The 10422-nt window shown below is 61.6% G+C and carries 10 protein-coding genes; 4 read left to right on the top strand and 6 right to left on the bottom strand.

The window, feature by feature from the left end:
• Nucleotides 1-311: UbiA family prenyltransferase (locus P792_RS38560; protein ID WP_035439740.1), on the bottom strand; the 311-nt coding region annotated here is incomplete at its 3' end.
• 18 nt (nt 312-329) lie between these two features.
• Here P792_RS38560 and P792_RS26505 point away from each other — a divergent pair.
• Genes P792_RS26505 through P792_RS26495 form a run of 3 tightly spaced genes read left to right on the top strand, consistent with a single transcriptional unit; the run spans nt 330 to nt 3214 of the window.
• Entirely contained in the window at nt 330-1109 is a 780-nt protein-coding gene (locus P792_RS26505; protein ID WP_235075441.1) for a 16S rRNA (uracil(1498)-N(3))-methyltransferase, read from the top strand.
• 58 nt (nt 1110-1167) lie between these two features.
• Nucleotides 1168-2550, top strand: coding sequence for a glutamate--cysteine ligase (locus tag P792_RS26500; RefSeq protein ID WP_023978344.1), 1383 nt, complete (start codon nt 1168-1170; stop codon nt 2548-2550).
• Nucleotides 2551-2578: 28 nt separating this feature from the next.
• A complete protein-coding gene (locus P792_RS26495; RefSeq protein WP_023978343.1) occupies nt 2579-3214 on the top strand; it encodes an outer membrane lipoprotein carrier protein LolA in 636 nt (211 codons plus the stop codon).
• Between the two features lie 128 nt (nt 3215-3342).
• On the opposite strand, the gene rsmI is transcribed toward P792_RS26495, so the two are convergent.
• Entirely contained in the window at nt 3343-4287 is a 945-nt protein-coding gene (gene rsmI / locus P792_RS26490) for a 16S rRNA (cytidine(1402)-2'-O)-methyltransferase (protein WP_181950251.1), read from the bottom strand.
• Between rsmI and P792_RS26485 the strand changes: the two genes are divergently transcribed.
• Nucleotides 4272-5669, top strand: a complete 1398-nt coding sequence (locus P792_RS26485; protein WP_235075440.1) for a penicillin-binding protein activator — start codon at nt 4272-4274, stop codon at nt 5667-5669. The genes rsmI and P792_RS26485 overlap by 16 nt on opposite strands.
• A 148-nt stretch (nt 5670-5817) precedes the next feature.
• Here P792_RS26485 and P792_RS26480 read toward each other — a convergent pair whose 3' ends face one another.
• From P792_RS26480 to P792_RS0118645, 4 genes are all read right to left on the bottom strand, one after another.
• Nucleotides 5818-6189, bottom strand: a complete 372-nt coding sequence (locus tag P792_RS26480) for a hypothetical protein (protein ID WP_023978340.1) — start codon at nt 6187-6189, stop codon at nt 5818-5820.
• A 182-nt stretch (nt 6190-6371) separates the two neighbouring features.
• Complete coding sequence (locus P792_RS26475; RefSeq protein WP_023978339.1) at nt 6372-7298, bottom strand: lauroyl acyltransferase; 927 nt, start codon at nt 7296-7298, stop codon at nt 6372-6374.
• 9 nt (nt 7299-7307) lie between these two features.
• A complete protein-coding gene (gene lpxK / locus P792_RS26470) occupies nt 7308-8294 on the bottom strand; it encodes a tetraacyldisaccharide 4'-kinase (protein ID WP_023978338.1) in 987 nt (328 codons plus the stop codon).
• Nucleotides 8291-10285, bottom strand: a complete 1995-nt coding sequence (locus P792_RS0118645) for a glycosyltransferase N-terminal domain-containing protein (protein ID WP_051395844.1) — start codon at nt 10283-10285, stop codon at nt 8291-8293. Before P792_RS0118645 ends, lpxK begins: the two co-directional genes overlap by 4 nt.
• Nucleotides 10286-10422 lie beyond the last annotated feature (137 nt).

Genomic DNA, 10422 nt, shown 5'->3' with positions numbered 1-10422 from the left:
CTGGCAAGAGGGCGGCCTGCGGTACGGGCAACCTGGGCGTCGATCTTGCGGTCCCAGATGTCATTGACGACACAACCCGCTGACCGCATGGCGAGGGAGCCAATGGCGAAAAGGGCGATCAGCACGGCACGGCGGGAGAATGTCGCGCCCTCGGCGAGCGCGATCCCCCAGATGCCGGGCAAAAGGAGGAGCCACGTGCCAACAGGGCGGTCGAGGCGCGCCAGCAGCAGATAGGGCCGCCATGCGCGCGGCATACGGGCGATCCAGCCATGAGCGCGAATGTCGGTATGGGGCACGGTCTCGCGCGTCATTGAGGTCTCCATGTCGTCATGAGGGTTCATTGCGTCTATGAACAGGGAACGTCAATCACGCATCACGAGGCAGACATGCAGGACGCCCCCCGACTCTATCTGGATCAGCTCCTTCCCGGCATGGGGGCGGGCACAGCAATCGCGCTCGATCCGGGGCAGATGCGCTATCTCATCGCCGTGCTGCGGCTGAACGAAGGGGACGCGCTTTGCGTATTCGGTGAAGGGGCGGGCGAATGGACAGCGCGTCTCGAGATCCAGCGCAAGGACCGGGGGCAGGCGGTCCTGACCACGCTCAGCCGTCCTGCGGTAGAGGTGCCGGGGCCGGTTCTGGTTTTTGCCCCACTCAAGCGCGACGCCACCGATCTTGTGCTGCGCATGGGGACTGAGATGGGTGTCAAACGTTTCGCCCCTGTGATCACGGAACGCACCAATACGCACCGCATCAACGCTGAGAGATTTCGCGCCATTGCGATTGAAGCTGCGGAACAGTGTGAACGGCTTGATATTCCAGCCATCGAGCCGCTGCGGCCACTGGCCCAGCTGCTTGACGAATGGCCCCAGTCCCATCCGCTCTATGCAGCGCTGGAACGACAGCAAAATCCAGGCGTTGAGCCGGTGCCGTCGCATTACGGCCTGCTGATCGGGCCGGAGGGTGGATTCTCGGAGAGCGAGCGCCGCATGCTGAATACGCATAGCGCGATAAGACCGGTTTCACTGGGAAATCTGATCCTCAGAGCGGATACGGCGGTGATTGCCGGGCTTGCCCAGTTGGCGTTTCGCGCATCACGGTCCATATAGGACGAAACTCGACAGTTTCTTTTTCCAGAAATCTCCCTTTGAGGCTCCAGTACCGCCCATGTCCAATCCCGGTGACCTGAATGACGCGCCCATCGAGAGCAAGGCGCAGCTCGTTGCACTTCTTGCGGATGGGGCCAAGCCACAGGGGTCATGGCGCATCGGTACCGAGCACGAGAAATTCGGCTTTGTTCTGCCGGGCGATCATACAGGCCGCGAAGCCTATTCGGCGCCTGCCTATACGCCGAAGGGTATCGAATCGCTTCTTGAGGCAGTCATGGCTGATGGGCATGACTGGCAGGCCATCACCGATCATGACAAGCTCATAGGGCTCAAGGGGCAGGGCGCTCATAAAGGCGAATCTCTTTCGCTTGAGCCTGCAGGGCAGTTCGAGCTGTCGGGACGTCCCGTCGCGACGCTGCACGAGACACGCGATGAGATGCAGGCGCATTTCGAGGCGATCAGGGAGCCGGCCAAGGCGCTTGGTCTGGGCTTCGCACCTCTGGGTTTTCAGCCGCTCTGGACGCGTGATGCCATGCCGATCATGCCCAAGAGCCGTTACGCGATCATGCGACGCTACATGCCGAAAGTCGGTACACTCGGGCTGGATATGATGACCCGCACCTGCACGGTTCAGGTCAATCTCGATTTCGGCTCCGAGGAGGACATGGCCCGCAAGATGCGCGTTTCCCTTGCGCTACAGCCGCTCGCAACAGCGATCTTCGCGAATTCTCCCTTCTATGAGGGCAAGCTGAACGGTTTGTTGTCGAACCGTGCGCAGGTCTGGACCGACACAGACAACGCGCGTTCGGGCATGCCAGCCTGTTGTTTCGACGACCAGTTCGGCTTCGAGCAGTATGTGGACTGGGTTCTCGATGTTCCCATGTATTTCATCATGCGTGATGGCGAGATACGCGATGTTGCAGGGGCGTCGTTCCGCGCCTGGCTGGAAGGTAAGGCGCAGCCAGCGCTTGCAGGATTCACGCCGACGATGGGTGATTTCGAGGATCACCTGACGACGGTTTTCCCTGATGTGCGCCTCAAGCAGTTCCTTGAAATGCGCGGTGCCGATGCGGGTAGTCCGGCAATGATGCTGGCCCAGTCGGCGCTCTGGGTAGGGCTGCTCTATGATCCGGCGACTCTGGTCGCAGCCGAGGCACTGGTTCGTGAGCAGGATTGGTCGGTCTATCGCGCCCTGCGTGCCGAAGTGCCGCGCAAGGCGATGGACGCGACTTTCCCCGGCGGCCTACGTGCGCTCGCCAAGCGCGTCATTGCGCTGGCTGATCAGGGGCTGCGTGCACGTGGTCTGGGTGAGGAGGTCTGTCTTGCCCCGCTCCAGATCATTGCTGATGGCGGCCCGACCCAGGCCGAGCACTGGGTGGAGCGTTTCACGGGAGCCTGGCAGGGCGATGTACGTCACGTTTTTGAAGAAGCGGCGATCTGAAATGAGCGCGATTCAGCCACGATTTTCCATGCGTGCCTTACTTGTGGGCGGATTTCTTGCTGGCATCCTGTCCATTACCCCAGGCACGGTTCTGGCCCAAGGCGCTGCGGCAACGCCTCAGGCTGCGGTTCTAAAGCCCACCGATGCTGGCTGGATTGCCCGGGTGCAGGATGCGCTGAACGCCATCCATGCGATCAAGGCGCGGTTCCAGCAGATCGCGCCCGATGGCAGTCGCTCCACCGGACAGGCCTGGCTGGACCGGCCTGGGAAGATGCGTTTCGATTACGATAAGCCGAGCCCGCTGCTGCTCATCGCCAATGATGGCAAGGTTGTCTATCAGGATCGGGAGCTCGGGCAGGTCACAACGCTCCCTCTCGATCGGACACCGCTTGGTCTGTTGCTACGGCCCGATCTGCGCTTGTCCGGTGATGTGACAGTGACCGCCTTCCAGCACGATCATGGGCTGGTGCAGGTCACCCTGGTCCGCACTGCGACCCCTTCAGAGGGTAGCCTGACACTTATCTTCAATGACTCCCCCCTGACGCTGAAATCATGGGTAGTCAAGGATGCACAAGGACGCGAGACACAGATCGACCTGTTCAACGTCGTTCCCAATCCCGGCAACCCGGCGACACTTTTCGCTTTGCCTAAAGAACAGGACTGACATGTTTACCCTGAAGTGCGGGGGGTAGGTCGCCTTCCGGGCTTCGATGGGCAACCTTGAGCCGGTATGATGTCCGCGCCGACGGAAGGCGGTCGCGACCTACGGCCTTCCTTGCGTTTAGTCACTGATCAGCTTTTGCCAATCTCCAGCGCGCGGGCATAGACAACGCGCTTGGGCAGATTGACCGCCCCGGCGACCAGAGCCGCCGCGTCTTTCACCGAATGGGTCTTGAGAGCTACGACAAGACGGGCGTCCAGATCCTGCTCGGTATCAACTGCCTCATCGCCCGGAGGGCCGACCAGCACCGTTATTTCTCCGCGCGGTGCTGTGCCGATGAAGTGCTCACGGATCTCTGTGAGCGATCCGCGACGAATCTCCTCGAATTTCTTGGTCAGTTCACGCGCCACGGCGGCTTCACGCTCGGGGCCGAAAACAGCGATCAGGTCATCCAGCATGTCCAGCAGGCGGTGGGGCGCTTCATACCAGATGAGCGTTGCAGTGAAACCCGCCTGCTCGGCGGCGCGCAATACTGCGAACTGGCTGCGGCGGGCCGATGAACGCGGGCTGGCAAACCCGCTGAACAGATAAGGATGGGGCGGCAGACCCGAGAGCGTGAGGGCGAGCGTCGCCGCATTCGCCCCGGGTATGGCCCCGACAGACAACCCTGCCCCGATGGCAGCACGTGTCAGACGATAACCGGGGTCCGAAACAAGCGGGGTTCCGGCATCGGAAACAAGGGCGAGACGGCCCCCTTGGGCCATGCGGTTGAGCAGGCCTGGCAGACGATCCTGCTCATTATGATCGTGAAGAATTTGTGTCGGAGTGGAAACGTTATAGGCCTTGAGCAGTTTGCTTGTTACCCTCGTGTCTTCGCACAGGATCACATCGGCGGCTTTCAAGGTTGCGATCGCCCGGGTGCTGATATCGCCCAGATTGCCGATCGGTGTGGCAACCAGAGTGAGGCTGCCGGGGGGAAGAGTCGCAGAATTGCCAGAATTGTCATAAGGATGCGACGAGCCCTCACGGGGCGAGTCATTATCAGGAGTGTGGGTATAAGATGGTAGGTCGGACATTCGGTCCCCGTCAGCGCGTGGTTTCCTTCACATCGCTCAGGTCGGCCTCTGCATGCAAGGTTTCCGCTCTCGCCGGTGTCGCAGCCTTCGCCCTTGTTGCCTGTGGTGGCCCCGAGACACCGCCGCCCGTCGCCAAGATCGGGGCGGGGGCAGATCAGGACGCTTCTGGACCCAAAAAGATTGGTATGCTGTTGCCGCTGAGCGGTCGTTTCGGCAAGCTCGGTCAGCAGATGGCCAATGCGGCCCATATCGCCGTGCCTGAAGGGCATGGGGTTACGCTTGATATACGCGATACCGACGCGCCCGGTCAGACAGCCGAGACAGCAGCACGCGCTGCCATTGATCAGGGCGACCGCGTGATCCTGGGGCCGCTGACTGCCCCGCAAACAAGTGCGGTTGCAACCCTCGTTCAGCCAGCTGGTATCCCCGAATTTGCCTATACGAGCGATCAGGTTCAGGCCAAGCCGGGCGTATGGGTCATGGGTATAACGGTCGAGCAGCAGGTCAACCGTCTGGTTGAGGCCGCCAGCGCTGAAGGGCGCAAGAATTTCGCCGCTTATCTTCCTGACTCGGCGCTTGGTCACGCCCTTGCTGATGCACTGGGCAAGGCCTGTGCCGCGCGCGGGCTGGCGCAACCGAATATCGCTTTCCATACCGGCACTGCTGAGTCGATATCGGCAGGTCTCAAGATCCTGTCTGACTGGCAAGCGCGACAGGACGAGGCATCAAAGCAGGCCGCTGCGGCTGCCCCGGCCGAGCCGGATGCCGTCAATCCTCTGGGTAGCGAGGCATCACCCGCGCCCGCTTCTGGCGGCAATGCTGCCGATCCTTTCAAGGGGGCGGTGCCTGGTGCGACGGGTTCGCCCGCTTCTGGCACGGCGACATCGGCGCCTGCAAAACCCGTTCTCGCTCCGCCGCCGTTCGACGCTCTGCTGCTGGGGGATACGGGGCTTCAGCTTGCCAATGTGATTGATGGCCTGAAGCAGGCTGCGATTGATACGGGACATACCCGTATCATGGGGCCGGCACTCTGGAATGCGTTTGCCGCAAAGCTCGGCGCCCTGCGCGGCGGCTGGTTTGCCGCGCCCGATCCGTCCTTTCGCAACGACTTCGTGCAGCGTTATCGCGCACGCTACGGCTATGCCCCGTCAGTTCTGGCCAATGTTGCCTATGACACAGCAACGATGGCGGCAGTGCTGAGCCAGCGCTCCGACGGTTTCTCAGAAAGCTCGCTGCTGCGTCCAGACGGATTCGCCGGTGCTGATGGGACATTCGTGCTGAGAGGCGATGGCACTGTGGCACGCGGCCTTGCCCTGTTTGAAATTCTGCCGGGCGGTGGGGTCAAAATGGCATCGGCTGCACCGAGGCGCCTGACCCGTTAAGCTTATCCCAGGTCGTCCCCACGTTGGAGGCGATTGCGAGGGCCTAGTTCGCCCTCGTAAGTACCGGCGAGTTGTTTTCCAGCCCCTGGGTCTGACCTGAGCGCTGTGACGAGTCTGGCTCCGTTCTGCCGGCCTGGGTCGATAAGCCTCAGGCGGCGGCGATGGATTTGAGCGGCAGTACTGGACGAACTGTGTTCAGAGCCAGTTCGAGGCTCGGGTAAACTCCGAGTTCGTGGTCGCGGATATGGTCAATCAGAACCCAGCGCAGTCCGCGTGGCTTGATCATATAGGCGGGGTCAGCGTTTTCGCGAACCCAGATCAGGATATGAGCGACAGCTTCACTGCGTCCATCCAGACATTCCGTCTCGATATCCGCGTCGCAAAGCCCCATCGCGAGGCCAGCCTGCAGCCACTGCGAAAGATATTCGCGATGACGAGGCAGCACATTGAAGCGCAGCGGAATCACATTGCTGAGAGGTGCTGGAGTTTCGTTCTTGGGAAACGGCAGCGTCTGGGCCATACGTTGCGTCCTCATTTCTGGTGCAACACTGAGGCTAGACGGCAAAAGCGGGCGGTCTCAACGTAAAATTGCGTTTGTATGACGTTTTCCGTCATCGCGACGGCGGGGTGTTGCAGAAAAGCAATGCTTCGTTTCACCTATGTTCAGACAGGAAAAAAGAAACTTTCGGACTGTCTGGACCGTTAATTATGCCATTTTCTTGTATATAATTCTTTCGGCCAGCGACGATGAAGCCAGAGCCAGCTCCCGGGCTTCTCCGTAATCCAGCGTTCCAGCTGGTCATTAAGCCTTTGAGTCAGGCTGCCAATTTCATCGGTACGGCGCGCCCCGAGATTGGGGTAGAGGACAGGACCGACTTCCAGATGCAATCTGGCGGGTCCAAGCCGGACGATACGGCCCGTGACGATCGGGCAATCGTATTTCACGGCAAAGGCCGCTGCTGCGGAGGCTGTCATGGCGGGCAGATTGAAAAAGCGACATTCGATGCCGTCATTCATTTTCTGATCACCGAGAATACCGAGATGATGCCCCTGGGCGAGATGACGAAGCGCCAGACGGGCGCCCTTTGCGCCTTTGGCGAACATCGGCGTCTCGACCCCCATCGCGCGTGAACGCAGAGCGATGATCAGCCGGTTGATAAGCGGATTCCCTGCAGCACGATAGAACGAGGCGAAAGGGAGGCCGTGTCGTGCGACGACTGGTGGCAACATTTCCCAGTTGCCGATATGACCCGAGAAGAAGATGACAGGCTTGCCTGTGGCCCGCACGATCTCCAGCGCCTCGGCATTGCTGATGCTCCATCCGGGGCCAGATTCCGTGTTCTGCTGCAAGCGGTGCAAATGGGGAAACTCCCCCAATGTGCGGCCCAGATTATCCCAGACATCCACGATGATCGTGGCACGTTCTCCGGTAGTAAGGCGGGGAAGAGCCAGCGCCAGATTGTTGTCGGCGACACGGGAGACAGGCAGGCGCGGACCAATCGTACGCGCCACCCAGCCCGCCAGGTTGGATGCCATCGCCGCGGGCAGCGAGGACAACGCCGCGAGGGCGAGGCGGGCCACTATGTATTCGGCGCGGTGCAGGAGTGTGATCCCGGGAGTGTCGCTCATAAGGCGGCTCTACACAGTTGCGAATAGCTGGTCCAGCAGGCGTTCGGGCGCTTCGGGGTCGGCCCAGAGAAGCTCGACATCGATCACGCTGACATCTTCCTGCAGCCAGACGGGCAATTTGACCCAGTCCTTGCGTGTCGTCACCAGGGCGGTTCGCGGCTGACGGGCGAGTACTGACAGGCGGCGGCAGTCGCGCTCGGTATAGGCGTGATGGTCGTCAAAGGCGATGCTGCGCATGGGGGGCGCTCCCGCCTCGCGCAGCATGTCGAAGAACTTCGAGGGACGACCGATTCCGGCAAAGGCGATGATCTGCTTGCCCTGGAGCCGCCTTATCGTCGCAGACGGGATGAGCCGAGCTGACAGAACAGCGATCGAGGAAGGCAGATGAGTGGCGAGATGGGCGTCATCACGCCCGATGATGATGACGCCATTGGCGCGCATGAGTCCCCGGCTGACAGGCTCGCGAAGGGGACCGGCGGGGAGGGTCTGACCGTTGCCGAGGCCGACGGCGCCATCGACAGTGACAAGCCGCATGGTCTGGCGCAGGGTGGTGTTCTGCAGACCGTCATCCATAATGAGGCAGGTCGCGCCAGCCTCGGTGGCGAGGTGAGCGGTTTCCGCGCGGTTTCCGCCAATCCAGACCGGGAAGTCTTGCGCCAGCATGAAAGGTTCGTCCCCCACATCCTGCGCGGTATGGTGATGGACGTCCACGCGCAGCGGACCGCTTAGCCTTCCACCATAGCCGCGGCTCAATATATGCGGGCGCTCACCCCGGGCAGCCAGCCGCGCCGCCAAATCCCGGACGAGAATTGTCTTGCCCGTACCCCCTACGCTGAGATTGCCACAGCACAGGACCGGGATGCTCGCTGTCGCAGGTCGTGCGCGCACCGCCCGGACAAGGCCGACCGTATCGAACAGGAATGACACCGGCCTGAGGGCGCGTGCCTGCCAGCCAGGTGCAGCTTTTTGCCAGAAAGCCGGTGGGGAGAGTTTCAGGCGCACAGCGTCTCGATCTTCTCGGCGAGCCTGAGTGCTACATCATGTCCCGACCCAATGGTCTCTTTCGCGCGGCAGGCGCGGTCTTCCCAGGGGAAAGGGTTGGTCAACACCTCTACAATCCAGTCAGCCAGTTGCGTCTCGTCATGTATAGTCTCAACCAGCCCCTTCAGTTGCGTGAAGGCAGGACGAAAATTGTCATGAAAGGGCCCGGTCGCAAGGGCCACATCGAGCCTTGCCGCTTCGAACGGGTTATGCCCCCCGCCGGGTAGAATCAGCGAATTGCCGATGAACGCGCAATCGGCCAGACGGTAGAACAACCCCAGTTCGCCAAGTGTATCGGCAATCCAGAAGACATCATGCGCAGCAGGGTCGGCGCCTGCGCTGCGTCGGGCTGCCGCCGGGGAGGTGAGGGTGGCAATATCCTCGCCCCTTACCGGGTGTCTGGGGGCGATGATGGTCAGGAGAGCGGGAAAGTGCTTTCGCGCCAGGTGGGCGGCGCGCAGGATGATCTCGTCCTCACCGGGGTGGGTCGATGCGGCGAGGAAAACCGGTCGCCCCGCGATCAGGCGTCTGAGTCTGTCCAGCTCGACCGGGTCAACTGGCGGCGGCGGCGCATCCTGTTTGAGGTCGCCCAGACAGACGACATCCTTCACCCCGAGGTCGCGAAAATGCCTCCCGTCCTCCTCGCCTCGCGCGGCCACAAAAGCCAGACGGCGGAACAGGGGCGGGGCAATATGGCGGGCCTTGTGCCAACGCCGCCACGATTTTTCCGACAGGCGACCATTGAGAACACCCACAGGAATGGCGCGGCGTGTGCAGGAAAGGATCAGCCCCGGCCAGAGTTCGCTATCGGTCAGAAGCAGGGCTTCGGGTTGCCAGTGATCCAGAAAGCGTCGCGTCCAGAGCGGCGTATCATAAGGGATGAACTGATGGATCATGCGCGCATCCTTGCGCGCTTCCTGGCCAAGATAATGCGCGACAATATCGGCACCGCCGATCGTGGCACTGGTGAGGAGGAAGTGCCACCCCGGATTGCGCCTTGCCAGCGTTTCGATCAGGGGGAGGATGGAATGGGTCTCACCAACGCTTGCCGCGTGCAGCCACAGAACTCGACCGGTCGGCCGCGTAAGGCTCGCGCGGCCCCGACGCTCCGGGAGACGTTCGCGCCGCTCCTTGCCGCGCCTGAGGCGAACGAGCATCATGGCCCGCAACCCCGGCGTAAGAATCATGCCCAGCAAGTGCCAGAGATGATCCGGCAGGGTGAAACGGCCAGCAGATAGATAATGCTCCGCTTTGGCAGAGAGGTCTTTCAGTTCGTTCTCGATGGCATCGGGGGTGGCGTCTCCCGTTCGAGGGGCACCATAAAGCATGTAACCGCGGCCGAAGGGCAGGGGAACGCGTAATCCATCCCAGCTCGGCAGACGAAGCGAAGTGCACGCCCCGCCGATGGGAACAAGGGGGCTGCCAGATAACCGCATCAGAGCCGGGGTGCCGGGCTGAACCTTTTCTGCGGGGCCGCGTGGGCCATCCGGCGTTATGGCAAAGACCACACCATTCTTGATCGCCCTGACAGATTCGCGCAGGGCGCGGCTGCCTCCCTTGTTCTTCCCCTGACGATCGCTCGACCCTTCGATCCCGGTGATCCCCCAGGGGGCCACAAGGTCGTTGATGAAGCGTCCATCGCGATTGCGGCTGATCATGACGCCAAAATTGAGAGCAGGGTTTTGACGATGCCCCCAACGACACATGGCTGGCAAAAAAAGCAGGGAGCGGTGCCAGCAAGCCGTGATGCAGCCATCGGCCGGGCGATTGGGACCTTGCAGCAGGGATGGAAGGGATTCGGGCGCCCCGGTAAAGCACCAGCGTATGGTGGCTTGGGTGAAGCCCAGATAGGCGCGTGCCAGTGTCAGAAGGAGGCGCTCGGCGCGTGAGCGGCCCGGATGCCTGACCCGGCATTCGGTCTGGAGCTCTGGCTCAAGACGGTTCATTCGGCGCCTGTAAGGAAGTCACCCATACCGCGCCGGTAGCATGTCCGGTGCGGTATGGCAAAAATTCGACATCAACGGCTCATGAGAACCGTTATGCCAGCATGTTCAAGCACATGGCGGGTGGCGCCCCCCATGAT

The organism is Asaia sp. SF2.1 (genome assembly GCF_000505765.1).
Classification (GTDB): Bacteria; Pseudomonadota; Alphaproteobacteria; order Acetobacterales; family Acetobacteraceae; genus Asaia; species Asaia bogorensis.
This window is presented reverse-complemented; position numbering and strand designations above follow the sequence as displayed.

What these genes read in the sequence shown, in the direction of transcription:
- rsmI (WP_181950251.1), bottom strand. Translation starts at nt 4,287, where the DNA reads ATGTCCGACCTACCATCTTATACCCACACTCCTGATAATGACTCGCCC.
- P792_RS26485 (WP_235075440.1), top strand. Translation starts at nt 4,272, where the DNA reads ATGGTAGGTCGGACATTCGGTCCCCGTCAGCGCGTGGTTTCCTTCACA.
- P792_RS26480 (WP_023978340.1), bottom strand. Translation starts at nt 6,189, where the DNA reads ATGGCCCAGACGCTGCCGTTTCCCAAGAACGAAACTCCAGCACCTCTC.
- P792_RS26475 (WP_023978339.1), bottom strand. Translation starts at nt 7,298, where the DNA reads ATGAGCGACACTCCCGGGATCACACTCCTGCACCGCGCCGAATACATA.
- P792_RS26505 (WP_235075441.1), top strand. Translation starts at nt 330, where the DNA reads ATGAGGGTTCATTGCGTCTATGAACAGGGAACGTCAATCACGCATCAC.
- P792_RS0118645 (WP_051395844.1), bottom strand. Translation starts at nt 10,285, where the DNA reads ATGAACCGTCTTGAGCCAGAGCTCCAGACCGAATGCCGGGTCAGGCAT.
- P792_RS26500 (WP_023978344.1), top strand. Translation starts at nt 1,168, where the DNA reads ATGTCCAATCCCGGTGACCTGAATGACGCGCCCATCGAGAGCAAGGCG.
- P792_RS26495 (WP_023978343.1), top strand. Translation starts at nt 2,579, where the DNA reads ATGCGTGCCTTACTTGTGGGCGGATTTCTTGCTGGCATCCTGTCCATT.